The sequence below is a fragment of the Methanomicrobia archaeon genome (genome assembly GCA_016930255.1).
In the GTDB taxonomy this organism is placed as follows: Archaea; Halobacteriota; Syntropharchaeia; order Alkanophagales; family Methanospirareceae; genus JACGMN01.
In genome coordinates this window covers 1-25,137 of record JAFGHB010000064.1, presented here as the reverse complement: position 1 = coordinate 25,137, position 25,137 = coordinate 1, and the positions used below count along the sequence as shown (strand labels likewise).

Below are 25,137 nucleotides of genomic sequence, written 5' to 3'. Positions count from 1 at the left end.
TGGTTCAACACTAAAAGGTATCATAGAGGGATCAAAGCCATACCAGCATCACTTTATACCGGGTAGTTTCAAAGTTTACTTAACAGTAATATATCATATAAATCTTTGAGCGAAAGGTGCTTCTATGGAGAAAGAAGGATCACCTCGTGGAACAAAGCACGGGATAAAACTCCTTGTATTGCTTTCTACGCTCGCAGCCTGCGTTATTCTGGCTTTTTATGGCGCGTTAGTCATGCACATAGCGATCGTTTATACCCACGTATTTTATATTCCGATCCTTTTAGCGGGGATCTGGTATCATAAGAAGGCAGTCTACGTCGCACTCGTACTTGCTCTGGTTCACATTCTCGTAACAATCTTCTCCTCCCTTCCACTCTCTGCAAGCGAATTTGTACGAGCGGCGATTTTTATCGCTGTGGGGTATGTCGTTGGATTTGTGAGCGAAAAGGCGGAAGTGGAAGGAAGGCTGCGGGAATCGCTGGAAAAGACGGCACGAATTGTCGAGAGCTCACCCATTCCAGCGTTTGTAATAGACAGAGAGCATAAAATTATCCACTGGAACGTTGCGCTCGAATCGCTCACCAGAATGAAAAGAGAAGAGATGCTGGGAACCGATAAGCAATGGCTGTCCTTTTACCCCGAGAAGCGACAGGTTATGGCCGATTTTATCGTAGATGAGCGGCCAGAAAGAGAAATTGAAGAATTATATGGAGGTAACTATAGAAAATCGCCGTTAATTACCGGTGCGTACGAAGCTTCAGAATTCTTTCCCTCGCTTGGCGAGCAGGGTAAATGGCTGCGTTTCACCGCAGCACCATTAAGAGGGCCTGGCGGGGAAATCGTTGGGGCCATAGAAACACTGCAAGACGTCACCGAACGTAAGCAGGCTGAGATGGCGCTAAAAGAAGCGTACGAGGAGATGGAACAGCGGGTTGCAGAGCGAACAAGAGACTTAACTGAGGCCAATCTCAAGCTCAAAGAGCTCGATCGGCTCAAATCCATGTTCATTGCCAGCATGAGCCACGAACTGAGGACGCCGCTCAATTCCATCATAGGCTTCACGGGCATAATCTTGATGGGTATGGCTGGCGAGCTGACAGAGGAGCAGCGGAAGCAGCTTACCATGGTGAAAAAAAACGCTCATCAGCTCCTGGCGCTGATAAATGACATCATTGACGTGAGTAAGATAGAAGCAGGCAGCGTGGAACTGCTCATCGAGGAATTCGATCTCACAACTCTTGTGCAGGAGCTCAAGGACTCTTTTACCGTTGCCCTGGAAGATAAGGGCCTCGAGATGACGCTCACGATGCCCGATACGCTACTGATCAAGAGCGATGAGCGAAGGACAAAACAGATCATCACGAATCTCGTGAGTAATGCGGTAAAGTTCACGGATAACGGGAAGATAGCGCTCAGGGTGGTGAAAGAAGACCGGATGATCGAGGTATCTGTCGAGGACACGGGCATCGGGATAAAAGAGGAGGATATGGACCGGCTGTTCTTGGCATTTAGCCGGATACACGTCGATGGTGTACTAATTCGAGAAGGCACGGGTCTCGGTCTCTATCTTTCGAAAAAGATAGCGAATTTCCTTGGCGGTGAGCTTACGGCGAAGAGCGAGTTTGGACGGGGGAGTACGTTTACGTTCACCGTGCCTTTGAACTATGAGGAGGTAAAAACATGAAGCAGATTCTGGTAGTGGAGGATAATGAGGCCAATATGTACCTCATCCGTTTTATTTTGAGCAGCGCGGGGTATGAGGTGCTCGAGGCATGGAGCGGCGAGGAGGGTGTAGAACGCGCATTAAGCGAGAAGCTGGACCTGGTAATCATGGACATCCAGCTCCCGGGCATAGACGGCCTGGAGGCCACAAGGCGGATAAGGCAGTCGAAAACAGATGGCAAAATTCCCATTGTTGCCCTGACCTCATATGCTATGGTCGGAGACCGGGAGAAGGCACTGGCAGCGGGCTGCACCGGCTATATCGAGAAACCTATCAATCCGGAGACGTTCATGGCGGAGATTGAGAAATTCTTATGAAGCGGGGGAAGGAAGGTTCATCAATCGGTAAAGGAAGGCTGAGAGGAAAATGAGAATCCTCATAGTGGACGATAAGAAAGAGAATCTGTACCTCTTAGAGATGTTGCTGAAGGGGAGCGGTTACGAGGTCGTATCGGCCACTAATGGTGCGGAAGCCCTGGAAAAGCTCCACACCCAGGGATTTGACCTAATCATCTCCGATATCCTCATGCCGGTGATGGACGGCTTTCAGCTTTGCCATGAGGTGAAGAAAGAAGAGGACCTGAAGGGGATCCCGTTTGTCTTCTACACGGCCACCTATACCAACAAGAAGGATGAAGAGTTCGCCTTGCAGTTGGGGGCGGACCTGTTCATTCGCAAGCCTATGGAGCCTGAGAAGTTTATCGAGATCATACGCGGCGTGCGTGGCGATGTGAAGGAAGGTAAGATAAAGCCTAGGGAACCAACGGTGAAAGGAGAGGAAGAGACATACAGGCTCTATAGTGAGCGCTTGGTGAAGAAGCTGGAGCAGAAGATGCTCGATCTGGAGAAGGCCTATGAGCACATCGAGCACATAAACAGCGTCCTCAAAGCTATCCGAACTGTTAATCAGTTGATTATAGTGGAGAAGGATAGAGACAGTCTGCTCCAGAAAGCCTGCGATATCTTGCTCGATGCACGGGGCTACGATGGCGTGTGGCTCGGATTCCTGAGTGATGGTAAAAACTTTGCCACGGTCAAAGGTTCCGGGTTTGAAGAAGCGCTCTCTCGTTTCCGCGACGATGTGGTGGGTGGTGATCTTCCTCCATGCATCAGAAACGCCCTTGCTCAGGAGGAGAAGGTGGTGATCGTAGACAGATCCCGAGAGTGCAAAGAAGGGTGCGTACTAAAAAATACACACGTAGGCAAAGAAGCTGCAATCGTCTGTGTTGAACACGCGGGCAAGTTGTTCGGGCTGCTTGCCGTATTGCTCGCGCCCGCGGTCGTTCTCGACGAGGAGGAGAAGGGGCTCTTGATCGAGGTGGCTGGTGACCTAGGCTTAGCGCTCCACAGCATGGAGATAGAGGAAGCACGGAAGCGGGCGGAGGAGGCGCTGCAAGAGCGTGTCAAGGAACTGAATTGCCTCTACGGCCTTTCCCAATTGGTAGAAAAGCCTGGCATTTCATTGGATGAAATCTTTCAGGGTAGCGTTGATCTCATCCCTTCTGCCTTGCGGTATCCGGAAATCACCTGTGTCAGAATCACCCTTGATGATCAGGAATTCAAGACCGAGAACTTCAGGGAGACCAACTGGAAACAAAGCAGTTCTATCACGCTGCGTGGTGAGCGAATTGGAACGCTGGACGTCTGCTACCTGGAAGAGAGACCCCAAATCGATGCAGGGCCTTTCCTCAAGGAAGAGATAAGTCTGCTCGACGCTCTTGCCGAGCGATTGGGAAGAATCATCGAGCGCAAACGAATGGGGGAGGCGCTGCGGGAGAGCGAGGTGAGATATAGAATGCTCTTTGAAGGAGCTGCCGAGGGGATACTGGTTGCGGATACTGAGGCGAAGAAATTCAGGTACGCGAATCCGGCGATATGTACGATGTTAGGGTATCCTGAAGAGGAATTGAAGAGCCTGGGGGTGAGTGACATTCACCCGAAAGAGGATTTGGAATGGGTCATTTCCGAGTTCGAGGCCCAGGTACGAAGAGAAAAAACGCTGGCAGCATCTATACCCTGCTTACGAAAAGACGGAACGGTCATTTATGTGGATGTCAATACAACCCCAATCGTGATTGATGGCAGAGAAAGCAACGTAGGTTTCTTCACGGATATCACCGAGCGCAAGCGACTGGCGGATGAGCGAGAGCGGCATCTCAAAGAGCTTGAACTGAAGAACGCAGAGATGGTGCGGTTTGTCTATACGATCTCGCATGAATTGCGGACGCCGCTGGTGACTCTGCAAGGCTATACTGACCTGCTCCGAAGAGATATAGAACGAAACGAACAGAGACAAGTGGAGACCGATTTGGCGTTTATAGAGAACGCCGTAACCTCGATGGGGCGACTCCTGGAGGACACACTGGAGCTCTCCCGTACCGGGCGTGTGATGAATCCGCCGGAGGATGTGCCGTTTGGCGTGCTGATTAGAGACGCGCTGGCGCACCTGGCAGATCAGATAAAGTTAAGCGGTGTTGAAGTATCCGTTGCTGCGGGCTTTCCTACCGTGCACGTGGACCGGATGCAAGTAGAAGAGGTGCTGGTGAACCTTATCGAGAACGGCATCAAGTTCATGGGTGATCAACCCCACCCAAAAATAGAGATCGGGTCTCGCACAGAGGATAAAGAAACCGTGTTCTTCGTGAAGGATAATGGCACGGGACTTGACGAGAGCCAGCTTGAGAAGGTCTTCGAGCTGTTTTACAAGGTTGATAGGAGCAGTAAGGGCACCGGTGCGGGTCTCGCGATCGTGAAGCGGATCATCGAGGTGCATGGCGGTCGAATCTGGATCGAGTCTGAGAAGGGCAAGGGCTGCACGGTTTATTTTACGTTGCCCGTGGTGTGACTGACTGACGAGTGGCGGTTAAGTCGTGCTGCGGTGCGTTCGCTTATACGTACGTATCTGAAGCGTTCCTTTTGCTAGCTCCCTGCCATTTGGCTATTTTCATTCGCTCTCCACCCGTAGGAGCGAGCCTTTTCAGCCTATCGGGATCGACTATTCGCCCGACAATATTGATGGCCGAAGCGGGTTTTATTTCTTCCTCGGATTCGCTTATCGGCGTCTTCCCATAGAAGATGCACAGCGTCCTTCCTGCTGGCCAATACCTGCTGGCCAATACCCCAAATCACCTTTGCGTACCGTCTCCTTCGCGTTCTCCTCCTCCATTTCAACAGGGACGTCAAAGTACACTTCCTCGCCCCAGACCATTATGTCCGATTCGATCGGTAACGGGTCCACGATCTTTTCTGCGGTCTTCGGCGAGAATTCACCGGTAAGCAGCGCCTCAAACTCCGCCTCCTTCAGCTTGATCTTGAGTTTCATCTCTCTTCGTTTCGTTTAGGTGATTCGTCACTCACAATATCCTTATTCTGGTATAAACCCGGCAAGGATATAGCTAGCTAGCAAGCTGACGAACTCGCAGATACAACTTGTGCGTGCGGGCACTCACGTAACGAATCACCGCCGCCGGATTCGATCGGCAACGACAAGCACGGCTACAAGTGCGAGAGCCGCTTCAAATCCGGGGGCCATCGGATTTGAGGTAGTAGTAGGAACAACCGCATAACCGCTCTCGTTCCAGGCATGCAGTCCGCCAACTACATTATAAACGCGTTCAGAACCGTTTTTTATGAGCATATCACAGACGATCGTGCTGTTCGTGCCGTTTGCGCTGTATACGATTATTTTCGTGCTCGTGTTGAACTCCTCGGTTCTATTGCTCAACTCCGAGATCGGAACCGAGACGGCACCACCGATGTGTCCTGTGTCGTACTCGTCCTTGGTTCGTATGTCCACTACAAGGATGTCGTCAGATTCGGACGCGATCAAACGATTCACCTCGTCAACAGCGACGTTCACGGAGATTGTTTGACCGGGCGTTGACGTGATTGCGATACTGTGCGTTGCCGTTACGACTTCGTCGTCGTACTTTACTGAAGCGTCGATGACGTAGGTCCCCTGGCTTATCCCGGCGCATTTAGAGCATGCTGGTAGATTTTTCGTGAAGGTGATGTTATTTTCTCCGGCAGTTAAATTCCGCGTGCTCGAATAGGCAACGTAATACACGCCTTTGGAACTCTTCACGCCGGAGACTTTGATGAGAGCGTCACTTATGTTTTCCGCGGAATATATCAATAAGAACACCGACATCTCTTCCTTCGCCGAGTATACGTCCTTATTCGTGCTAAAGGCGACAATTTCTATCCCGTTTTCGCCAGAGGCATCGGAGGCACATGCGTTTTGGATGCCGAGGCCTGCGAAAGCAGAAACCAGCACGAGCGTCATTACTACTACCGCAGATGGTTTCGTCATATCTCCTCTCACCAACTTATTATAACACTTGCATTATAAAAAGGGGGAGGGAAAGTAAGGTAGAATACGGTAAACGTAGCGGAAAGTGGGCCGTGGCCTTTACAGCACAGCAGTACTGCACCGGTGCTGGGCACGCAGATACCTGGCAACCGCACTTATCATGTTTTGTCACCTTTTTATTAACACTCTCTCTATCTACATACAACGTGAAGTATGACGAAAAGAGGATTGCAGTATTTCACGCTATCGGAGATCGAACCGCGCGTCTGGTTTATGCTTACCGGCTGCAATTTCAGGTGCAAAGGGTGTTTCCGACCGGCGCGAGATGAAGGAGGCACGCTGCTCACGGCGGCTGAGACCCTTGAGCGAATGGAACGCGCCTGCTTGGATTACTATGGAGTACTTCCTAAAGAGGCGATGATCACCGGTGGTGAGCCCACGCTCGACAAGAAGTATCTCTTGACCGTGGTCAGAGGTTTGAAGGAAAAGGACTTCGAAAGGATCGTGTTGATGACCAACGGCTATGCGTTAGGTGCCGATGGCGACGACTATGTCCACGACCTGGAAGAAGCAGGCCTGACCGAGGCGCACGTGGACTTGAAGGCTTTTTCCGAGGACGTACACAGGTCGTACACGGGCAAATCGAACAAGCCGGTGTTGCGTGCGATCGAGAAGTTGCACGCGTCCGGAATCGAGCTGCTGGTGCAAACGGTGTACATGCCAGGGATCGTTGATGATGCGGAAATAGAGTTCATCGCGCAGTTCCTCGCGTCGGTGAGTACAGACATTCGGTACCGGATCAATCCGTTCGTGCCGATTTTCGCGTACGAGAAGGCAACGAGGCGTCCGACGCTGGAGGAGCTGGAGCGAGCTTATAGCATCGCTTCTAAGTATCTTCCGAACGCGATTATAAGCCGGAGTTGTTATCGCGATTATCCCACGCCACCGCCGCAGAAGACCTGGATTACCGTATACCCCGATCTCACGGCAAAGCAACGAAGTATGAAGGACCAAATGCAGGATCGGTTATCGTGGCTCAGTCACACACGATCGTGCGAGAGTAGAGAGGATTGGCAGAAGGAGGAGTGGGACTTCACGCTGCGGCATAGCCTGGTCGGCATCTCCGAGACATCGGTACGGCAATCCGGGCCACGGGAAGAGAGAGGGTCGGGATTGATAAAGGTAAAGTTCCCGCTCACGTTGCACGAGTTAACAAAGACGAGATGGACAGACTTCGATTGCGACGGGTCCACGACCATAGAAGAGGTGATGAGGCGATTAACAGACCACTACGGTGACCAATTCAGAGAGACCGTTTTGGCTACGGACGGCGACGGCGGCGAGTTAACGATTAAACGTACCTTCAACGTGTACCTTAACGGAATGAACATCAAGAACCTGCGGGGTATAAAGACGGAAGTTCACGGTGATGATGAGGTGATAATTCTCTCGTGGGTGAGTGGAGGGTGACGTCACAGTCCTGTCAACCTGGATAGCAGATAAAATTTTTATATATAATCACTTCAATAGTATTCAAGAACTTTCACCTATACGTAGGGGGTAAAGAGCGGGCATGAACGCGAGGTCACCGGGGAGAACCCAGGTAATTGCAACTACTGCGGTGATTCTGGCGTTTTTAGTGCTCATTACCCTGGTGGCAACCCTTGGCGGTGGTTTAAGAGAGCACGACTGGTCAGAGATAAGCATCGTCGATATTGACATTGCTGCGGAAGCGCTTGATATCGCGGAGGCCTCGCTCAATGTGACCACGTATCTCGACAACAGTGGAGAGGCAGCATCAGGCGAAATAGACGTCTTAGTGAAGGCGTACGATGCGACTACGAATTTACTCGTCACCACTAACCAGACGAAGGTAGGGAGCGTAGGGGGAGAGGAGACAAGACGCGCAAGCACCCGCGTTACAATTCCGAAGGAAGGCGGGTATAAACTTCAAATCGTCGTTTTTGAAGATGGAAAAGGTATACAGCGTGCTGAAACGATGATTTACGGCTTGACAAGTCTGGAACCTCCGTCTGTCGCAAAGATCGCTATACGCGAGATTGATTTCTTCGTGGAAGCGGTAGAAGTGGCGAAAGAAGGAACCGGCGAGTACGCGCTCATTAATACCACCCTCTACATTGACAATCTCGGCAGGGATGTCAGTGGTCTGCGTGCATTCATAAAGGCGCGGGACAATGAAACGAGATTGATCACAGCTAAGAGGTGGGAAGACCTTGGCGCTTTAAAAGAGGGTACGACCTCGCTTCATTATACCGAACTATGCGTGCTCAATGGCCGCGATTATATCGTTGAAGTTCAGGTCTGGCAATCGGAACGGATAATAAAGGAAAGTAGTGGGATGGTACTCTTAAGCCCGTTTGCAAATAGAACGGTGGTGCTGGAGGCGAAGGAGAAAACGGTAGAGATTTCGCCCACCATCACAATCTCAGATTTTATGAGGTCTATGGGTGGCTACGAGGAGGCGGGTTATACAACACCGATTCCCGCTCCTTATCCTACTCCGGTACCAGAGGAGCCGGACTTCGAAGTGTTACCTGCAGCGGTTGCACTCGTTATCGTCTCGGTTTTGTTGGTAAAGAAGAGAAGAGGAGGGAAGGTGTGTGGAGGAGAAGAGAAATGGAAGTAGGGAAAGAAGATAAAGAAAAAGGGGCTAAGCTTGTAACTGGGAAAGCGAACGAAGAATCGAGATTTGCATCCGGGGATATTATGCGATATTTCAGATTCGGCGTCTTCATAATTCTGATGCTCTTGCTTCTGGTTGCGACCTTTCAATTCTATTTCTTCGCTATGGATGCGATCTCCACGCTCTTCACGTATCAGTACCGCTCTTTGGTGCAAGCAGGCTTCGCGGCGTGTGTCATCGCTATAGTCGTGTATTTGCTGCGGGCAGTCATTATGAAGGAGCACTAAGAGCAAGCAGCTCAGCCCAACCCAACCAAACGCTCTTACGACTATTCGCAAGAGACACGGGAGAAAGCTTCTCGAGCGGCTGAAGCGAAAGCGTCAGTCATTATACGCACCACCGACCGAAAATACGGAAGAGTCAAGAAAGACAATTTATTGATAAAGTCCCACAATTAATCGTTATAGCCATCATCAAGCTATACCCGTTATTACATGAAGATGGCGAATGCTGAGCTGAAAAGGATGAAGAGCAGTATCCCCTCCCTGGAGTAGTACTATTATGGTTTTGGCTTTTGTGATTTTATGATTTTATGATTTTGTGACCCGCACGTGCTTCCGTATTTTCTAATAGTACTGCATGGTAATGCATTACTACTGCATTACCTACTATATTTAAATATAGTACTATAGTATGTGGTTCTGGCCAAATCTGGCACCTACATACGCTAGCATTTAGAACCGTTCAGTAACCTGTACCCTAATTCATTCTGACGACTCTTCGAGACAGATTGCCATACAACCTGGGGCCTAGCTAGACGGGTGAGTGAAGAGATGAGTATGTTGAGACATACATGACATGGTTCACCAGCTCTTTTTTTAAAGGCACGTGGGATGGGATGTTGAGATACGTAGATCCGGAATTAGAAATAAAAATGGCTTTCAAAATCTACCGTGCTTTTTCTTCCACGAATACCTGGTCGCAATCATGCGGCTTCTATTATCGTATCGTATCGTATCGTCTAGAAAAAGAAAGAAGAGCGTGCGCGCGTCAGGTATGGCGTCTTAAAGGTAAACCACTCCGGAAGGCAAAAGCAAGCAAGCAGTAACTAGCAACTGCTATTAAGGGTGAATATTTAAATCCTTGTTTATCCGCAGATCAACATCCACCCCAGCTAACTTCACTTTTTCGTTTTGATTTGATTTTTTTTTGCGCTTTTTACACGACACGATTGAGCTCTCTTACCGGAAAAATCATGCTGGGACAAATTCAACACTCCTTATTCCAAGCCCTCTCCGCCGATATGCATTACTCATATATTCTAATGCATTCATACTGCATTATCATACTGCATTATCATACTGCACTAGTGATGCAGTACTATATGCTTTTGCCGTTCCACGCGCTCTCCGTGCTCCGCATTTTCTTATAGTACTGCAGTATACTGCAGTATCGAATATACTATACTGCATCTAAATGCAGTACTGCAGTATAAGGTTTCCGGTCAAACCGGCTTTGCACTCTCTAACAAAAACCCAGAATATCATTCATCATCATTCATTCTGACGATTTTCAAGACCGATTGCCATACAACCTGAGACCTCGACTAGACTGGTGAGTGAAGAGATAAGTCGGTGAGATCGCACCATAGTAAGGCGGTTGTTGCGGGGCGGGTGAAAATTAGAAGTTTCTTTCATAGCCACCACGTGTGCGGACTCTATTATGAGGTGCTCTTCGGTGGTGTTTCTACTGTGCTTTGGTATTCAATGCCACTCGTACAGCGACGCGGATCAACTGGACAACTGTTCGGAAACAATTAGCAGCAGGTATAGATAGGACCACAATTGCTGCGAGTCAGAAGGTGAGTGGATGGACATTAAGAAGAAGGCTGAAGGAAGAAGGAGTATGAATGAATCCCTACTCAGGCTTTTTCCGTATCTCTTAGGTTCAGCGGGTTTGGATAGAGGAAGATAATTTTGATTATCAAACAGTTGACTGCTGATTTTTGGGTTAACCTTAAGGGCAGCTTCTTTTATATCCGCACCGCTCCCACTCAGCTTAAATTCTAATTGCTTCGTTTAGGTTTACGATATATTCCTCAATCAAATTCATCCCAATGCGTGGGTCTTGGAAGCTGGGATATTAATGTCGCAATGATTAATAATACCATAATGAAACCGATTACTGACTGGAGGAAGACGAGACTTGGTCCAAAAACTGACGTAAGGATAATATCGGTATTACCAATATCAGGATTACCAAAAGTTGTCATCGTATGAAAACTAAAGCTTAGGGATTCAAAACGCGAATCAAGCCCTATGACACGATAGAAGATGGCGAACCAAATTATAATATTGAAATAACCCATCAGTGTAAGGATCACACTACGATAAGAGTCAAGACGAACAGGTCTCATTCTTGCTTTCCATGGGTCAAACAATACTACTTTGATTCCGTAGATAGGTGTTTCATAAACTCTAAGGACCCCCAGAATAATAAAGACCCATTTCAATTGATCTGGAATTGAAGACCAGTACCAAAATATAGAAACTGTTAAAAGCAAAGTCCCAAGAACCCAACTATCCAACGAATAATTAACTCTACAAATTTTTAGTTTTCCCTTTTTTTCTTTAATAACATAAGGCGATTTCTCAGAGGGTATTGTCTATCTATTGTCATAAGCAAAAACTTTGGCGTTTTCAGGAAGTTGTAATGTGATAGGCTCATCATTATTTCTAAATTCTCTAACCTCTTGAGGGATAACGCCATTATCTAATTGAGCCTTTAGAGCTGTTGTTGCATCAAGCTCAAATAAAAATAGGTCTTCCACAAAAAGGTGTTTGAATATAGTAAATAAAGTCAAACTATTGAGGATTTTAAATATACAATTTCCTAAGTCAAAGATAAATGATTCTGCCGATCTTTCTTCTTTGTTTTTCCACTTCCTCCGATTAACAAATAAAAACACTACAAACGCTATGATTAAAGTTATTATCAAAGTTGTTGGTATTAGATGAAATAATTTATAAGACGAAACAAAAAACCCTCTAAAATGATTAAAATACACCAGCAAAAATTGAGGAATAATACACCACAAAAGTATGAAGCTAATGAGAAAATTAAAAACCAACATTAATAGCAAGGTATATCCAAAAAGTATGAAGATATTGAGAGGTAAAAAGAGGTAAATTAAAATACTTATGAATAGTAAAACAAAGCAAATACTAAATAGTAACAAGGCGTATTCAATTGGACATACACGGGCTTTAAGCTCATCTAGAAACTCAGAGATCATATTGCTAACAATTTTACCCTCCCAATATAAAAGGCAGAAGGGTATTTAAACCTTTCGCTTTCTATTCCTGTTAGCGCAAAACGGTCATGATAGCCACCAAAATTATCCATCATGCAACTAACGTGCAAGAGAAAGGAGTGGCAAACCTTTAAATGTACTATTTCAAATATATTTGAAATAATGGCTGTGGTACAAACTATCATAGAAGCGGGCATGGATACGCTGCTGGAGTATCTCTCACTCCACGTGATGACCTGCTTAGTGCCAGCGTTCTTCATTGCCGGCGCTATTGCCGCGCTCTTATCTAAAGAGTTTGTGCTCAAATACTTCAGTGCGAGCGCGAAGAAATGGCTTTCGTATAGCGTAGCGTCCTGCTCAGGGACGATTCTCGCGGTCTGCAGTTGCACGGTACTGCCGATGTTCGCCGGCATTTACAAACGTGGTGCGGGCATCGGACCTGCTACGGCGTTCTTATACTCGGGACCGGCGATCAACCTCCTGGCCATTGTGCTGACCGCACGCGTGCTCGGGCTCTCGATCGGAATCGCCAGAGCCATAAGTGCCGTCGTGATGGCGGTCGTGATCGGTATGAGTATGGCAGCGCTCTTTGAACGCGGTGAGCAGACGAAGGCAGAGGAGAAACGCGCAGCTCCGGCCATTGCGATGATAGGGGATGATACTGAGGTGCAGCGATCCGGCTACATTACGGTACTGTTTTTCTCGCTGCTCGTGGCAATCCTGCTCGTTGGCGCTTCCGGGTTGATCTCGTGGGTCACGAAACTTATCGCACTCGCTCTTATGATACTGGGGCTTACGGTGCTAGTAATTCGCTCTTATTCGAAAGACGAGGTGCGAGCATGGGGTAGTGAGACCTGGTGGCTCACAAAGCGGATATTCCCCCTCCTTCTGGTCGGCGTATTCGTGATAGGGCTCATCGGCGGTATCGCAGCGCTTTATGCGCCTTCGCATGATCCTCAAATAGCCGTGGGTGAACTCATGAAACCTTATTTTGGGTCCAATTCCTTCTTTGCCTGCTTGCTGTCGTCCGTCGTGGGAGCAATTTTGTACATGCCGACGTTATTTGAAGTGCCGATCGTCGGCAATCTCTTCGGGTTCACGACGGGCCAGATGGCTGCGGGACCTGCGCTCTCGCTTCTGCTTGCAGGTCCTTCCTTAAGCTTTCCCTGCATGGTCATTATCTGGCGGACGATCGGCTGGCAGAAGGCGTCCGTGTACATCGCGTTGGTTGTGCTCATCTCCACCCTCGTGGGTATGGTTTACGGAGGTATAGTGGGATGAACGTGGTAGAGAGAAGAGTAGAATACAAGAACTATCGCAGGAGCGGGGAGTGAGAAATGGAACCCAAGGAACGAAAACTGGGAATCTGGGCCAAATACCTTTACGTGTGGGTGGTACTCTGTATACTTGCGGGCACGCTCATTGGCAGAGTGTATCCGCAACTCTCTGAACATCTCGCACTCCTGGAAGTGGCGCATATTTCGATACCCATTGCGATCTGCCTCTTTGCCATGATCTATCCTATAATGGTCCAAATAAGCTTTGGCGAAGTGAAGAAGGCTATTTTCACGCCGAAACCGATTGCCACCACCCTGTTCATGAACTGGGCGATAAAACCATTCACCATGGCGTTCTTCGCATGGTTCTTCTTAAGCGTGGTATTTGCACCGTATTTACCGCAAGGAACGACGGTAACGCCACTCGGTGAGATCCCGCTTGTTCAACAGTATATCGCCGGCTTGATTCTGTTAGGTGTCGCGCCCTGTACCGCAATGGTCCTGGTGTGGAGCTACCTTGCCGAAGGGAACATGGCACATACGCTCGTGATGACGGCCATCAACTCCCTGACCATGGTCTTCTTATACGCGCCCCTCGCGACCTTCCTTATCGGGGTCTCGGGTATCCAGGTACCGTGGGTGACCATAGCGCTTGCGGTACTCATATACATCTGCACCCCGCTGGTTGCCGGGTGGATCACGCGCGATCAAGTAATTAAACGAAAAGGTATGGGCTGGTTTGAAGAGAAACTCGTGCCCCGGTTGGGAAATATGTCGATCATAGCGTTGTTGATCACCTTAGTAGTGCTGTTCACCTATCAGGGTGACAAAATCGTCGAACTCCCGGCGATCATCGGTATGATCACCGTGGGGATATTTGTCAATATTCTCGTTGTGTTCGCAATCACGTATCTCATTGCTAAGCCCATTAGATTGGGGTATGAGGACGCCGCACCAACGGCAATCATCGCGGCCAGTAACCATTTCGAAGTTGCGATCGCGGTTGCCACGACGTTATTCGGCTTAAATTCCGGCGCGTCACTTGCTACGGTCGTTGGCGTTCTCACGGAAGTTCCGATAATGCTCTTCCTCGTATGGCTCTGCAAGCGCACACGGGGATTCTTTGGGTGAGGTGATCGAGGTTGAGGCGCAATAAATATGACAGAACGGTCAAAAGAGAAGAAGGAGGTGCTGAGAGATAGATAGCATGAAAATACAGGTAATCGGCTCGACGCAACCGTGTGCGAGATGTAAGGCGACAGAGAACGTAGTGAAAAGTGTGGTAGAAGAGCTTGGCTATGAAGATATCGAGGTTGAGAAGCTCGATGTCTTCTCGAAAGAGGCTGAGGAGCTCGGCATCATGATGACGCCAGCGACGGTGATCGAGGGTAAGATACTGAAGATGGGCGGCGTGCCGAGCAGGGATGAGGTGAAACGAGCGATCGAGAAGCTGAGAAAAGCGGCAGAATGAAATGATGTTACACGACACGGACGGTGTGTAAATAAAATGTCGACGGAGCCCCCAAAAAATAGTGTGCCCCTATGTGCCCCGGGGAAATCCTGCAAGATACCCCCTTCTTATGCTATCTCCAAGGAGGTTCTCGAAAACGTACAGGCGGTCCTGAATGAAGATATCAGCGAGGAGGTAGCGGTTTTTAAAGCGCTTTCGGACCCGTTACGTGTCCGGATCCTGAAAGCCTTGGGTCTATCAGATCTCTGCGTCTGTGTCCTGGTGGAACTGATGGAGTGCGAGTACTCGAAGCTGTCGTACCATCTGGGCGTGTTGAAGAAAGCAGGACTGGTAGCGTGCACGCAAGACGGAACGTTTCAGATCTACCATCTCACGGAATTCGGGAAGCAGATGATCCGATGTTTCAGGCTCATCTGAGCGTGCTTGCAACGTGGTGATGAGTAAGGAGGTATAAATACCAAAAAATGGAAGTTAAGGTTTTAGGAACAGGTTGTGCGAATTGTAGACGGGTATACGCAAATGCGAGAAAAGCAATAGAGGAGCTTGGCGTTGATGTAGCACTCGAAAAAGTGGAAGATATCGATGAAATAATCAGTTTCGGGGTACTGATGACGCCGGCAGTGGTGATCGATGGAGAGGTGAAAGTGAGCGGACGAATTCCGAGTACGGAGGAACTCAAACAATGGCTCCAGGACTGAGACGTAATCGTGACTCATGGTTGATTGCGGGGATTCTCATAATCGGCGTCTCTCTTTCCCTGATCGTCTGCGGCTGTATTGCACCGGCGAACGATGCAGGTACTGCAACCGACACGGCACTGCATAACTCTACGCTGAACAGTACTCCCACTCCTACACCTACACCGACGCCGCCAGTTACGGAACCAGTACAAATAACCCTAACGGTTATTAAATTTGAGCCTGCACGGCCGTGCCAGTTATGCACAAAACTGGGCAATTACGCGAAAGAGACGATAGAGCTGTACTTCCCCGAGGAGTACCAATCCGGGAAAATACGCTATCAAACGGTCAATTACCAGGATCCTAACAATATCGAGCTGGTGAAGAAATACGGCGTTAGTGGTTCTTCGCTCCTTATTTCTGTTATGACTGATGATAACGAGGAGGCGACGACCGATGCCAATGACATGTGGCAGTATGTTGGCAACAAAGAGGAGTACATGACGGTCTTTAAAACCAAGCTGGAGGGCATACTGAGCGCGTACGAAGATGCTACTTGAATCGATCATACAGGGTTTGATAGCGAACACGGAATTCGTGATACTGGTGGCATTCTTACTCGGCGTGTTGACCTCGATCAGTCCCTGCCCGCTGGCGACGAACATCGCCGCAATCGCCTACATCTCGCGTGATATAAAAGATCCGCGCCATACCCCGCTGAGCGGACTCGCGTATACCTTAGGTCGGATAGTCACCTATTCGGTTTTGGGTGTCGGTATCATTGTCATTGGCATGAATGTGATCGATCTCTCGCTCACCGTGCAGCGTATCCACGGTGAGATTTTGGGGCTCATCATGATTGCAGCCGGGCTCTTCATGGTAGGGCTCGGGCATTTCAATTTCACGCTTGGTACCGGGGGCCGTCTTACCGAGAAGCTGAGCAGAAAAGCCGCGGACTACGGCCTCCTCGGTGCGTTCCTCATTGGCGTGGTATTCGCCTTAGCCTTCTGCCCGTACAGTGCCGTGTTGTTCTTCAGTGGCTTGATTCCGTTCGGGCTCGCCTCTGAATCGGGCGTACTCCTGCCTGCATTCTACGGGCTTGGCACCGGGATACCGGTCATTATCTTCTCGATTTTATTTTATATGGGTGTGCAGGAGTTGAACAAGCACGTTCAGAATGTTCAGAAGATTGAGCGGGTGTTGCGGAAGGCTATCGGAGTCGTGTTTGTGCTCATCGGGCTTTATTATCTTATCTGGTAGATGGCATCGCACGACCTTCTTTACCCCTGTTTGCGTACCGGGGTATTCATAGCGATTAATGTTAAATATAATCCCTCGGTTGCCAATCGCGCGATCTGACATTGCCCGCTGAAATGAAGAACAAAAGTGAAAGGCTTATGAGAATTTTGATTATCCCCAAGTTGACTTGGGATTTTTAAGTTCACTAGCTTGATATGGCTGGTTTCCGTGTTCAGGTTTTTTTCAGCGCAATGTATATGATATGAAACTATTTGAATCTACAAATACTTTTTATCGAAACATGACTGATGACGAAGGCATCTTAGAAATTCATTTTGAAAATTTTGGTAAGGGGTTCTCATCAAAAAACGAAAGTTGCATTTTAAGGCCCTTTTCAAAGCTTTTAAGGGAAGGAAAACCTATTGGAAGAATTAATTACGTTTTCTTTAGCGATCAAGATGGTATAAGCTATAATCTGGGAACAATCTGTTTTTCGCCACCCCCAGGTGAACGTTTGATTTTCTTTCCGGGTCTGAACGATAGAGTACTAATTTGGTATTCAGAAAGAGGGAATTTTAAAAAAATGCCTAATAAAGTATTTATCGATCATTTTTCTTTAGAAAAAAATCTATTATTTTGGCACGTAACACTTCTTGGTACTGATAAAAAAAAGACAGAAAAAATACCTAAAATGAGAACAAAGAAATGGTCAGAACAAACAATCTTTTGGTTTAAACTTAGTATTCAGGAACCTTCAGTTTTAGAACCGACACCAGAAACGATAAAGACCAATTTTTATCTAAATAAATCGGAATGGGAAAGGAGAAAAAATATAATAATCACAGCACGAGAAAATGCTGTTTGGCATATAACAAAATTGCATGAAGATTCTCTTTTAGATAGAGGAGATTTCTTAAATTTCGAATTTTATTTAGGGCCTGATTCTGGAATAAATCCAAAACTTTTACCCATTGAAGATGAAGATCTTGCTGCTCCGTATACTGGTTTGAAAAAAAATATCCCGTTACGTTGTCACCCTGTTGCGTTAGAAGGGTATCCCCATATAATATGGGTTATTACTTACAAACTCAAAGGAAGGCTAAAAGAAAAGGCAATTATTACGGCTATAGATTGAGGATTTTGATTTATTTCCCGTTCTGTTCCATCCTCTCTATACTTTTAGGAGATATTTCGACATTTTTGAGGGGTGGGGGGTTCACAATCCTTTATAGCGAATGTAAAACCCCACGAGATTTCACAAGAGTAACACAAACAAGATCAACGAACTCCGGAACCAAGCAGGAACGAACGAACAAAGTATTATTTTCCAAGTCCATATCAAACCCGAATTTCATTCCAATATCGTCAAGGGCTCTTCCACGGTAACGTAACCTCCATCAAAATCGCTGATGGCAAACCTTTTCTTATGTGGGGCTCCGCCCCACGACCCCGCAAGCCCGGTAAGGGCTTAAAGAAAAGCTTTACCAAAAGAAACCTTCACGACTCAAGGGGGGCGCACATGAGCATGAAAAAGAAAAAAAGGGGAAAAGTGGTGGTATATTTTTACTTACCGCTATTAATCACTCGAATGGTATCGGATCCTGTGATCACTTCATCTTCTTTAGTGCCAGTGAACTCCAAAGTAGCTGTACCCGCAACAACAGTGCCCGCAATCGCTGCCTGATCAAACTTTGCGACTAAGTTACCACAGTCGTCACTATACGTCGAAGTAGCAGCGACACCATTCAGCGTACAAACCCACTCGCTACTGAACGCAACATCCGTGTGCACCGTTACCCAATGCCCACCAACGTTATCGTTGAGATTGAGCGTAGCGGGAGCGATGCGAATGCTAATGTCATCGGCAAGGACTATCCCGGTACCTACGATCGCGCTTAGGGTCAACACCACGATAACGCCACAGCTTTTTGTTTTTTAACATACTATATATTATCCTCACGAGGTACCTATAAGCGTTTCGTTGTATCACGAATTTCCCAAAATGGGAAGTATAAGATAAGACTTTTACTATCAATTTTAATATTAATTCACACTAATTACGATACTTAGTTAGACGGAAATCGGCATTTTCTCCGGTGTTCCCGATCGTCTCTCTCTGGTGTTGTCTCTACATACACCAATGATTTCGCGATCATTCCCAGCTCGCTCATTTCTGTACCTTCCACACTGTCCCGTTTGATCCGATATCAAATAGTATTCGAGCAAAGAACCTGTCTAAAGTTTCGAGTTTCGGCACTAACCCTCTTTCTTCCAGATCGGCACACGCTTCTTCAATTCGTCGATCAGGTACTCACACGCGCGAAAAGCCTCCTTCCGGTGCTTTGCACCCACTAAAATAGCAACGATGTTCTCACCAACGTTCAATTCGCCTTCGCGATGTACGATCTCGACCGCTTCGATCTCGAACTTCTCACGAGCCTCGCGCTTCAGCTTCTCCAGCTCCTGCTCCGCCATTTCCTTGTAGATCTCGACGTGCAACGCCGTTACCCCTGCATCGCCACGCACCGTACCTAAAAACGTCACAATACCCCCTAGCTCCGGCCGCTTCATCTTTTCTACCAGCGCATCAATCGAGAAATCCTCGTTCGTTATCATCGCTACTTATCAGCCTCCACTCACTGGTGGGAACACGGCGATCTCATCTTGATCTTTGAGCTTCGCCTCAGGGTCAGCATACGCATGGTTCAGCGAGATTAACAATGTCAGCCTCTTCAACGCGGGATACTCGCGCATTAAAAGGTCCTTAAAATCTTTTAGCGTCATGCCGTCTTCTAGTTCTACTGCTCGCTGCTTTTCCCCGACGATTTCCCGGCATCGTGCAAAGAATCGTACCTCAACCTTCATAGCATGCTCCCTTCACCTGCGTTCGTTATATACCTCGTGCGTTTCAGTATCATGCATTTTGATGCGTGAAACGCTAAAATTTACTACTTTTACTATGATAATGGGTATAGATAAAGATAGCAGCGAATAAAGAGTAAAAGTGGATAGAGCCTATGGACGAAAAGATCAGAGCTGATTTCCCGATACTGAACGATATCATTTACCTGGACAGTGCGGCCACGAGCCTCACGCCGGAACCAGTCTTAGAAGCGGTTTTGAGCTATTACCGTGAGTATAACGCGAACGTGGGGCGGGGCGTTCATCGCCTATCGCAGCTTGCCACACAGAAGTATCACAATGCACACCGCAAGGTTGCTGAGTTTATCGGTGCGAACCACCGAGGAGAGGTCATATTCACCAAGAATACCACAGAAGCCACCAATATGGTCGCCTATGGGCTTCGCTGGGAAAAAGGCGACGAAGTGGTAACAACGCTGCTGGAGCACCATTCGAATTTCCTACCCTGGTTACGGCTGCGGGAGAAGGGTGTGAGCCTGAAGATCGTGGAGCCGAACAAGGAGGGGATATTTGATCTCGCGGATTTCGAGCAGGCTATTGGCGATAGAACGAAAATGGTCGCGGTGACACACGTATCAAACGTCCTGGGCACAATATTGCCTGTTGAGGAGATCGCCGCGCTGTGTAAAGAGCAGGATAACGACACGTTATTCCTTGTTGATGGCGCGCAGTCCGCTCCACACATCCCTATAAACGTAGAAGCGCTTGGGTGTGATTTTTTTGCTTTCTCAGGCCATAAAATGCTCGGACCGACCGGAACAGGCGTCCTTTGGATGAAAAATCCGAACGAGCTTGAGCCCACCCTCTTTGGTGGTGGGATGATCGAATCGGTTTCTCGGGGCAATTACACTCTAGCAGAAGGCTATGAACGCTTTGAGGCGGGGACCCCACACGTCGCAGGTGGAATCGGACTTGGACGAGCGGTGGATTATCTGAACGATCTGGGTATGAAGCGGTTACGCGATTATGAAGAGCACCTGACAAAACGACTCTTGGACGGGCTGCTGGCTATAGACAAAGTGCAGGTGTACGGCACGACGAATCTGAACGAACGGCTTGGGGTGGTCTCATTTACTATTGAGGGCTTACACCCGCACGAGATTGCCTTAATGCTGGACGAAGCTGCTGATATAATGGTGCGGTCGGGCCATCACTGCTGCATGCCGCTGATGAACTATCTCGGCTTGAAGGATGGATCAGTTAGAGTCTCTTTATACCTCTATAACACGGAAGAGGATGTTGCTACCTTTTTAGAGACCGTTAAGGGGATCGCCAGGGCGGTGTAATGTCATGTTAAAAGAGGTCAAATGCTTGAAATATCACGGCGGGACGTTCGTCGAGACCGAGCATAAGGTGGTAAAAGAAGAGCCGCTAGCTATCTCCATTAATGGTCGGCACTATGTCACCGCGATGATAAGCCCGAAAATGAAGAAAGAATTCGTTATCGGGCATCTCTTCTCAGAAGGTATCATAAGCGGCATTAAAGAAATAGTGTCCTTGCAGCTCGCGGAGAATACCGCAAACGTGCTGATAATGCATCCTCTAAAAGTAGTAGCGGCAAGGAAAATCATTGTGAGTGGTTGCGGCACGGGCTCGTCGTTCTTGGATGAATCGAAATTGCCAAAAATGACCTCGGGCATGAACATTGATAGTGGCGACATAATGGCGGGGGTAAAATCCATTTTGCAATCCGAAGTGCACGAGACCACCGGGGGGGTGCATCTGGTAGGATTATTTGAGAAATACGTGCACAAGTATGTTCAAATTCGCGTTGTAGAGGATATAGGACGCCATAACGCACTTGATAAGGTGATTGGCTACGGATTACTCAAGGATATAGATTTTGGAAAGACTTTTGTTACGTGCACTGGCCGGATTTCGTCGGAGATGGCGTTGAAGTGCGCAGTAGCAAATATCCCTCTTGTCGCGTCGCGCGGTGCGACCACGAGTCTGGCGATTGAACTCGGGGAGAAGACCGGTCTGTGTATCATCGGATTCGTACGGGGCGAGCAGATGAATGTGTACACGCATGCGGAGAGGATATCGCAATCGAGCCGTGACTGAAGGTGGACGGCGTGAGTAGGAACAATGGACCTATTAGAGAACGAAGTGGAGTTGGTAACCGAATTATGCAAACGGCTAAATGCGGAAAGAGAGAAGCGAAGGCCGGAAGCCACGATGAAGCTACTGGATCTCGGCTGTGGCACGGGCAAACTCGCGATCTATCTCCAAAAAGAGCTCGGCTGCGAGGTGATCGGGGTCGATCCCGTGCAGACGAACGTAGAAAAAGCGCGACTGAAATCGTCGGCCGTTATGTTCAAGGTACAATCAGCAGAGGAACTATCCTTCGAGGATAGCGCCTTCGATTTCGCCGTCTCGCTCAAAGCATTGCATGAAATACCCGATCCAAAGAAAGCGTTGAGGGAATCACACCGTATGCTGAAAGCGGGGGGGAAGATGTTTATCATTGACTGGATCGGCGGCGTACCGCAAACAAGCAGTCACGGCCATGCGAAGCAGTACTTCAGCCCGCAGCGGTTGAAAGAGGCGCTATCAGAAGCAGGGTTTGCCGACTGTAGCATCAAGCCCAATAAAGAAGGGACGTTGATGTTAGGTGAAGGGAGGAAGAACACGCGGCGAGACTAAGCGCATGCATACGCAATAGCGGAAACGATGGTGACCAAAGGTCCGCCTTTAGTATAAAAAACTCGAATTGGTGTGAATAAATATCACTTTTATACCAATCATGTTAAAATTGTAGTTCTCATTTTTGGTAACTGGTGATAAAGCGAAAAGCTTTTAAGTACCTACAGCGTTACCCTATAATCACCCTTTATGGGAAATATAAATGGGAGGATAAAGAAGTTATGGCTAAGATAGTGGATAAAGTCGATTTATACGACGACAGAGGCAAGAAACTTGTAGGCGACGTACCAATAACGGCACTCAGCCCGCTGAGAAACCCAGCAATAAGGAAGATCACCGGTCTGGTGGCTCGAACAGCTGCGGTTGACTTAGCGGGACTGGAGAAGCGGCTAGCAACAGGTGCAATCGCGGGAAAACAGATGATCATCCGCAATAAGGGCATGGACTTGGACATCGTTGGGAAAGGAAAAGAGATAGCGGCCCAAGTGAAGGAGATGATTCAGGTCGAAGATGGCGACGAGACAAAGGCAGACCTTGTGGCTGGCGGAAAGCGGCTAAAGGTCGAAGTACCTGCAGCGCGAATCCTGGCGGACTACTCGGCTGCACGGACAAACGTCTGTGCTGCGCTGACCCAGGCGGTCATGGACACCTTCAAGGTGAACATGTGGGATGCATCCGATGTGAAAGCGGCTGTATGGGGAATGTACCCGCAGGATCCTGCCATGACAGGGACCGTCGTGGCGACGTTGGTGGATGTGCCGATCAGTAATGAGGGGCCAGGATATACCCTGAGGAATATCCCGGTGAACCACATTGCAGCAACGGTACGGAAGCGAGCAATGCCCGGTGCATGCTTGTCCATGATTCTGGAAGAGTCAGCATGCTATGAGATGGGTGACGCTCTGGGACCGTTCGAGCGCGGCCACCTCTTAGACCTTGCGTACGAGGGACTGAACGCGAACAACATGCTGTTCTCTCTGATAAAGGAGAATGGACAAGACGGAACGCTCGGAGATGTTGTGTATGCTATGGTAGATAAGGCAAAAGCGGATGGTGTGGCAAAGCCGAAGACGAAGCTCGGATCGGGCTACACGGTATTCGGCACGGACGATTTGCAGATGTGGAATGCATACGCCTCATGCGGACTTCTTGCCGCAGTGATGGTGAACTGCGCTGCAATGCGTGCAGGCCAGCCAGTTCCGTCGAGCATTATGTACTTCAACGAGCTGTTGGAGCATGAGACCGGACTTCCAGGCGTTGACTACGGAAAGGCTCAGGGTGCATCGGTATCGAGTTCGTTCTTCTCGCACAGTATCTATGGCGGTGGCGGCCCGGGTGTATTCCACGGAAACCACATCGTTACGAGGCATGCTAAGGGACAGTTCATACCATGCTTCTGCGCTGCGATGTGCATAGACGCGGACACGCAGTACTTCGCCCCGTCGAGGACATCAGGTCTGTATGGCGAAGTGCTTGGCGCGATACCAGAGTTTGCAGAGCCAATGAAAGCGGTCGCGGAAGGAGCGAAGGAGATAATGTAAAAGGAGACAAAAAAAATGCCACAATATACACCTGGAAATAGTATTATAGGTAAAAACCGCAGGAAGTTCATGGATCCTTCGCAGAAGTTAGAGAAGCTACGAGACGTTGCAGAGGAAGATGTGGTGCGATTACTTGGACACCGCGCGGTTGGAGAGGCGTACAAGAGTATTCATCCGCCAATAGAGGAGCTGGAAGAGCCTGACTGCTCGGTTCGTGAGATGGTAAAGCCCACGCCAGGAGCAGCGGCTGGTGACAGAATTAGATACGTCCAGTTCACCGACTCGATGTTCTTCGCACCGGCAACGCCGAGAATTCGACCGATGATGTGGTACACCAGATACAGAGGCGTAGACCCCGGTGTGCTGTCAGGAAGGACGATTGTCGAAGCCCGAGAGCGAGATGTCGAGGCGATCGCGAAAGAGTACATTGACAACGAGACGTTTGATACCGCGAGGACCGGCCTGAGAGGAAGAACTGTCCACGGTCACTCCGTTCGATTGGACGAGAATGGCGTAATGTTCGATGCTCTGAGGAGATGGGCGCGCAATCCGAACGGCGACATAAAATACGTGAAGGATATGGTCGGCGGCGCGATAGACAAGGAAGTGGTATTAGGAAAGCCTCTTCCGGAGGACGAATTGAGGAAGAGGACCACAACGTTCAGAAACGCTCAGGGTGGTACCTGGTTGGAAGAGGACGATCCTGAAGTGGGAGACGTTGTATCCGAGATCCACTGGAACAGAACCTGGGGCGGATTCCAGCCATTCATTGCGAGATCAGCGATAAAAGGCAACAAGGACGTAGGCGCGAAGTTTAAGCTGTACACACCAAGAGGTGGAGTGGAGTAAAGGAGGAAAAGAAAAATGCCATATGGAGATGTTCAACATAGTTTCTTAAAATCGATGTCTGATAAGTTCGCCGAGAAGCCTGAGAGTACCAAAACCAAGTTTTATGTCTATGGCGGTATCGCGCAGAAAGGAGGAATGAGGAAGAGAGAGTTCATACAGGACGCGCAGAAGATCGTAGAGGGTCGTGTCTCCGGAACTCCTGCCTATAATCCTGATGTAGGTATGCCACAAGGGCAGAGATTCCTGATGCCCTACGTGTTGAACCACACAGACATCATGGTCAACCACGACGACCTGCACTGGGTGAATAATGCCGCAATGCAACAGATCTGGGACGACATGAGAAGGACAGTTATGTTAGGATTGGATGACGCGCACGCGATTTTGGAGACGAGATTGGGTAAGGAAGTCACACCCGATACCATAAACAATTTCATGGAAGTGGTGAACCACGCGTTACCGGGTGGTGCAACCATCCAGGAGCACATGGTGGAGACCAAACCCGCACTCGTCTCGGATTC

At 48.6% G+C, this 25,137-nt stretch carries 27 protein-coding genes; 20 read left to right on the top strand and 7 right to left on the bottom strand.

Going from position 1 to position 25,137, the window contains the following annotated elements:
- Positions 1-124 precede the first annotated feature (124 nt).
- Genes JW878_08890 through JW878_08880 form a run of 3 tightly spaced genes read left to right on the top strand, consistent with a single transcriptional unit; the run spans position 125 to position 4,567 of the window.
- Positions 125-1,684, top strand: coding sequence for a PAS domain S-box protein (locus JW878_08890; GenBank protein MBN1763171.1), 1,560 nt, complete (start codon positions 125-127; stop codon positions 1,682-1,684).
- The gene (locus JW878_08885; GenBank protein MBN1763170.1) at positions 1,681-2,040 is read left to right on the top strand and encodes a response regulator; all 360 of its coding nucleotides are present in this window, start codon (positions 1,681-1,683) and stop codon (positions 2,038-2,040) included. The genes JW878_08890 and JW878_08885 overlap by 4 nt, the downstream gene beginning before the upstream one ends.
- 49 nt (positions 2,041-2,089) lie before the next feature.
- Positions 2,090-4,567, top strand: a complete 2,478-nt coding sequence (locus tag JW878_08880; GenBank protein ID MBN1763169.1) for a response regulator — start codon at positions 2,090-2,092, stop codon at positions 4,565-4,567.
- A gap of 43 nt (positions 4,568-4,610) precedes the next feature.
- On the opposite strand, the gene JW878_08875 is transcribed toward JW878_08880, so the two are convergent.
- From JW878_08875 to JW878_08865, 3 genes are all read right to left on the bottom strand, one after another.
- Positions 4,611-4,838 (bottom strand): hypothetical protein, encoded by a 228-nt coding sequence (locus tag JW878_08875; GenBank protein MBN1763168.1) that lies wholly within the window; start codon positions 4,836-4,838, stop codon positions 4,611-4,613.
- Complete coding sequence (locus JW878_08870; GenBank protein MBN1763167.1) at positions 4,775-5,044, bottom strand: hypothetical protein; 270 nt, start codon at positions 5,042-5,044, stop codon at positions 4,775-4,777. The genes JW878_08875 and JW878_08870 overlap by 64 nt, the downstream gene beginning before the upstream one ends.
- A 135-nt stretch (positions 5,045-5,179) precedes the next feature.
- A complete protein-coding gene (locus tag JW878_08865) occupies positions 5,180-6,034 on the bottom strand; it encodes a rhodanese-like domain-containing protein (GenBank protein MBN1763166.1) in 855 nt (284 codons plus the stop codon).
- Between the two features lie 213 nt (positions 6,035-6,247).
- On the opposite strand from JW878_08865, the gene JW878_08860 reads away from it, so the two are divergent.
- The 3 genes from JW878_08860 (at position 6,248) to JW878_08850 (ending at position 8,965) form a co-directional block, all read left to right on the top strand.
- The gene (locus JW878_08860) at positions 6,248-7,504 is read left to right on the top strand and encodes a radical SAM protein (GenBank protein ID MBN1763165.1); all 1,257 of its coding nucleotides are present in this window, start codon (positions 6,248-6,250) and stop codon (positions 7,502-7,504) included.
- A gap of 103 nt (positions 7,505-7,607) precedes the next feature.
- The gene (locus JW878_08855) at positions 7,608-8,681 is read left to right on the top strand and encodes a hypothetical protein (protein MBN1763164.1); all 1,074 of its coding nucleotides are present in this window, start codon (positions 7,608-7,610) and stop codon (positions 8,679-8,681) included.
- Positions 8,672-8,965, top strand: a complete 294-nt coding sequence (locus JW878_08850; GenBank protein MBN1763163.1) for a hypothetical protein — start codon at positions 8,672-8,674, stop codon at positions 8,963-8,965. The genes JW878_08855 and JW878_08850 overlap by 10 nt, the downstream gene beginning before the upstream one ends.
- Before the next feature lie 2,378 nt (positions 8,966-11,343).
- Here JW878_08850 and JW878_08845 read toward each other — a convergent pair.
- On the bottom strand, positions 11,344-11,973 hold the full coding sequence (locus JW878_08845; protein ID MBN1763162.1) for a hypothetical protein: 630 nt from the start codon (positions 11,971-11,973) through the stop codon (positions 11,344-11,346).
- 180 nt (positions 11,974-12,153) lie between these two features.
- Here JW878_08845 and JW878_08840 point away from each other — a divergent pair, with 180 nt between their 5' ends.
- From JW878_08840 to JW878_08805, 8 genes are all read left to right on the top strand, one after another.
- Positions 12,154-13,272: a permease gene (locus tag JW878_08840; protein ID MBN1763161.1), complete on the top strand. Its 1,119-nt coding sequence runs from the start codon at positions 12,154-12,156 to the stop codon at positions 13,270-13,272.
- Between the two features lie 56 nt (positions 13,273-13,328).
- Complete coding sequence (gene arsB, locus JW878_08835; protein MBN1763160.1) at positions 13,329-14,399, top strand: ACR3 family arsenite efflux transporter; 1,071 nt, start codon at positions 13,329-13,331, stop codon at positions 14,397-14,399.
- Between the two features lie 76 nt (positions 14,400-14,475).
- Positions 14,476-14,739, top strand: a complete 264-nt coding sequence (locus JW878_08830) for a thioredoxin family protein (protein ID MBN1763159.1) — start codon at positions 14,476-14,478, stop codon at positions 14,737-14,739.
- Positions 14,740-14,775: 36 nt separating this feature from the next.
- On the top strand, positions 14,776-15,156 hold the full coding sequence (locus tag JW878_08825; protein MBN1763158.1) for a winged helix-turn-helix transcriptional regulator: 381 nt from the start codon (positions 14,776-14,778) through the stop codon (positions 15,154-15,156).
- A gap of 47 nt (positions 15,157-15,203) precedes the next feature.
- Positions 15,204-15,437: a TM0996/MTH895 family glutaredoxin-like protein gene (locus JW878_08820; protein ID MBN1763157.1), complete on the top strand. Its 234-nt coding sequence runs from the start codon at positions 15,204-15,206 to the stop codon at positions 15,435-15,437.
- A complete protein-coding gene (locus JW878_08815) occupies positions 15,422-15,979 on the top strand; it encodes a hypothetical protein (protein ID MBN1763156.1) in 558 nt (185 codons plus the stop codon). The genes JW878_08820 and JW878_08815 overlap by 16 nt, the downstream gene beginning before the upstream one ends.
- Positions 15,969-16,679, top strand: a complete 711-nt coding sequence (locus JW878_08810) for a sulfite exporter TauE/SafE family protein (GenBank protein ID MBN1763155.1) — start codon at positions 15,969-15,971, stop codon at positions 16,677-16,679. The genes JW878_08815 and JW878_08810 overlap by 11 nt, the downstream gene beginning before the upstream one ends.
- Before the next feature lie 241 nt (positions 16,680-16,920).
- Complete coding sequence (locus tag JW878_08805) at positions 16,921-17,793, top strand: hypothetical protein (protein ID MBN1763154.1); 873 nt, start codon at positions 16,921-16,923, stop codon at positions 17,791-17,793.
- A 428-nt stretch (positions 17,794-18,221) separates the two neighbouring features.
- Here the strand turns inward: JW878_08805 and JW878_08800 are convergent, their stop codons facing one another.
- From JW878_08800 to moaD, 3 genes are all read right to left on the bottom strand, one after another.
- Positions 18,222-18,569: a hypothetical protein gene (locus tag JW878_08800; GenBank protein ID MBN1763153.1), complete on the bottom strand. Its 348-nt coding sequence runs from the start codon at positions 18,567-18,569 to the stop codon at positions 18,222-18,224.
- A 345-nt stretch (positions 18,570-18,914) separates the two neighbouring features.
- Positions 18,915-19,274, bottom strand: a complete 360-nt coding sequence (locus JW878_08795; GenBank protein MBN1763152.1) for a molybdenum cofactor biosynthesis protein MoaE — start codon at positions 19,272-19,274, stop codon at positions 18,915-18,917.
- Positions 19,275-19,283: 9 nt separating this feature from the next.
- Positions 19,284-19,523, bottom strand: a complete 240-nt coding sequence (gene moaD / locus JW878_08790) for a molybdopterin converting factor subunit 1 (protein MBN1763151.1) — start codon at positions 19,521-19,523, stop codon at positions 19,284-19,286.
- A gap of 152 nt (positions 19,524-19,675) precedes the next feature.
- Between moaD and JW878_08785 the strand changes: the two genes are divergently transcribed.
- From JW878_08785 to JW878_08760, 6 genes are all read left to right on the top strand, one after another.
- Positions 19,676-20,866 (top strand): cysteine desulfurase, encoded by a 1,191-nt coding sequence (locus tag JW878_08785; GenBank protein ID MBN1763150.1) that lies wholly within the window; start codon positions 19,676-19,678, stop codon positions 20,864-20,866.
- 4 nt (positions 20,867-20,870) lie between these two features.
- On the top strand, positions 20,871-21,644 hold the full coding sequence (gene fdhD, locus JW878_08780; GenBank protein ID MBN1763149.1) for a formate dehydrogenase accessory sulfurtransferase FdhD: 774 nt from the start codon (positions 20,871-20,873) through the stop codon (positions 21,642-21,644).
- Between the two features lie 24 nt (positions 21,645-21,668).
- Positions 21,669-22,226, top strand: coding sequence for a class I SAM-dependent methyltransferase (locus JW878_08775; protein ID MBN1763148.1), 558 nt, complete (start codon positions 21,669-21,671; stop codon positions 22,224-22,226).
- Between the two features lie 221 nt (positions 22,227-22,447).
- A complete protein-coding gene (gene mcrB, locus JW878_08770; protein ID MBN1763147.1) occupies positions 22,448-23,767 on the top strand; it encodes a coenzyme-B sulfoethylthiotransferase subunit beta in 1,320 nt (439 codons plus the stop codon).
- A gap of 15 nt (positions 23,768-23,782) precedes the next feature.
- A complete protein-coding gene (gene mcrG, locus JW878_08765; GenBank protein ID MBN1763146.1) occupies positions 23,783-24,616 on the top strand; it encodes a coenzyme-B sulfoethylthiotransferase subunit gamma in 834 nt (277 codons plus the stop codon).
- A gap of 15 nt (positions 24,617-24,631) precedes the next feature.
- Positions 24,632-25,137, top strand: a 506-nt coding sequence (locus tag JW878_08760) for a methyl-coenzyme M reductase subunit alpha (GenBank protein ID MBN1763145.1), incomplete at its 3' end; no start/stop codon positions are given.

Excerpts from the sequence above, each read along its gene's own strand:
- JW878_08890 (MBN1763171.1), top strand. The coding sequence starts at position 125 with ATGGAGAAAGAAGGATCACCTCGTGGAACAAAGCACGGGATAAAACTC.
- JW878_08885 (MBN1763170.1), top strand. The coding sequence starts at position 1,681 with ATGAAGCAGATTCTGGTAGTGGAGGATAATGAGGCCAATATGTACCTC.
- JW878_08880 (MBN1763169.1), top strand. The coding sequence starts at position 2,090 with ATGAGAATCCTCATAGTGGACGATAAGAAAGAGAATCTGTACCTCTTA.
- JW878_08870 (MBN1763167.1), bottom strand. The coding sequence starts at position 5,044 with ATGAAACTCAAGATCAAGCTGAAGGAGGCGGAGTTTGAGGCGCTGCTT.
- JW878_08865 (MBN1763166.1), bottom strand. The coding sequence starts at position 6,034 with ATGACGAAACCATCTGCGGTAGTAGTAATGACGCTCGTGCTGGTTTCT.
- JW878_08860 (MBN1763165.1), top strand. The coding sequence starts at position 6,248 with ATGACGAAAAGAGGATTGCAGTATTTCACGCTATCGGAGATCGAACCG.
- JW878_08855 (MBN1763164.1), top strand. The coding sequence starts at position 7,608 with ATGAACGCGAGGTCACCGGGGAGAACCCAGGTAATTGCAACTACTGCG.
- JW878_08850 (MBN1763163.1), top strand. The coding sequence starts at position 8,672 with ATGGAAGTAGGGAAAGAAGATAAAGAAAAAGGGGCTAAGCTTGTAACT.
- JW878_08845 (MBN1763162.1), bottom strand. The coding sequence starts at position 11,973 with ATGATCTCTGAGTTTCTAGATGAGCTTAAAGCCCGTGTATGTCCAATT.
- JW878_08840 (MBN1763161.1), top strand. The coding sequence starts at position 12,154 with ATGGCTGTGGTACAAACTATCATAGAAGCGGGCATGGATACGCTGCTG.
- arsB (MBN1763160.1), top strand. The coding sequence starts at position 13,329 with ATGGAACCCAAGGAACGAAAACTGGGAATCTGGGCCAAATACCTTTAC.
- JW878_08830 (MBN1763159.1), top strand. The coding sequence starts at position 14,476 with ATGAAAATACAGGTAATCGGCTCGACGCAACCGTGTGCGAGATGTAAG.
- JW878_08825 (MBN1763158.1), top strand. The coding sequence starts at position 14,776 with ATGTCGACGGAGCCCCCAAAAAATAGTGTGCCCCTATGTGCCCCGGGG.
- JW878_08820 (MBN1763157.1), top strand. The coding sequence starts at position 15,204 with ATGGAAGTTAAGGTTTTAGGAACAGGTTGTGCGAATTGTAGACGGGTA.
- JW878_08815 (MBN1763156.1), top strand. The coding sequence starts at position 15,422 with ATGGCTCCAGGACTGAGACGTAATCGTGACTCATGGTTGATTGCGGGG.
- JW878_08810 (MBN1763155.1), top strand. The coding sequence starts at position 15,969 with ATGCTACTTGAATCGATCATACAGGGTTTGATAGCGAACACGGAATTC.
- JW878_08805 (MBN1763154.1), top strand. The coding sequence starts at position 16,921 with ATGAAACTATTTGAATCTACAAATACTTTTTATCGAAACATGACTGAT.
- JW878_08795 (MBN1763152.1), bottom strand. The coding sequence starts at position 19,274 with ATGATAACGAACGAGGATTTCTCGATTGATGCGCTGGTAGAAAAGATG.
- moaD (MBN1763151.1), bottom strand. The coding sequence starts at position 19,523 with ATGAAGGTTGAGGTACGATTCTTTGCACGATGCCGGGAAATCGTCGGG.
- JW878_08785 (MBN1763150.1), top strand. The coding sequence starts at position 19,676 with ATGGACGAAAAGATCAGAGCTGATTTCCCGATACTGAACGATATCATT.
- fdhD (MBN1763149.1), top strand. The coding sequence starts at position 20,871 with ATGTTAAAAGAGGTCAAATGCTTGAAATATCACGGCGGGACGTTCGTC.
- JW878_08775 (MBN1763148.1), top strand. The coding sequence starts at position 21,669 with ATGGACCTATTAGAGAACGAAGTGGAGTTGGTAACCGAATTATGCAAA.
- mcrB (MBN1763147.1), top strand. The coding sequence starts at position 22,448 with ATGGCTAAGATAGTGGATAAAGTCGATTTATACGACGACAGAGGCAAG.
- mcrG (MBN1763146.1), top strand. The coding sequence starts at position 23,783 with ATGCCACAATATACACCTGGAAATAGTATTATAGGTAAAAACCGCAGG.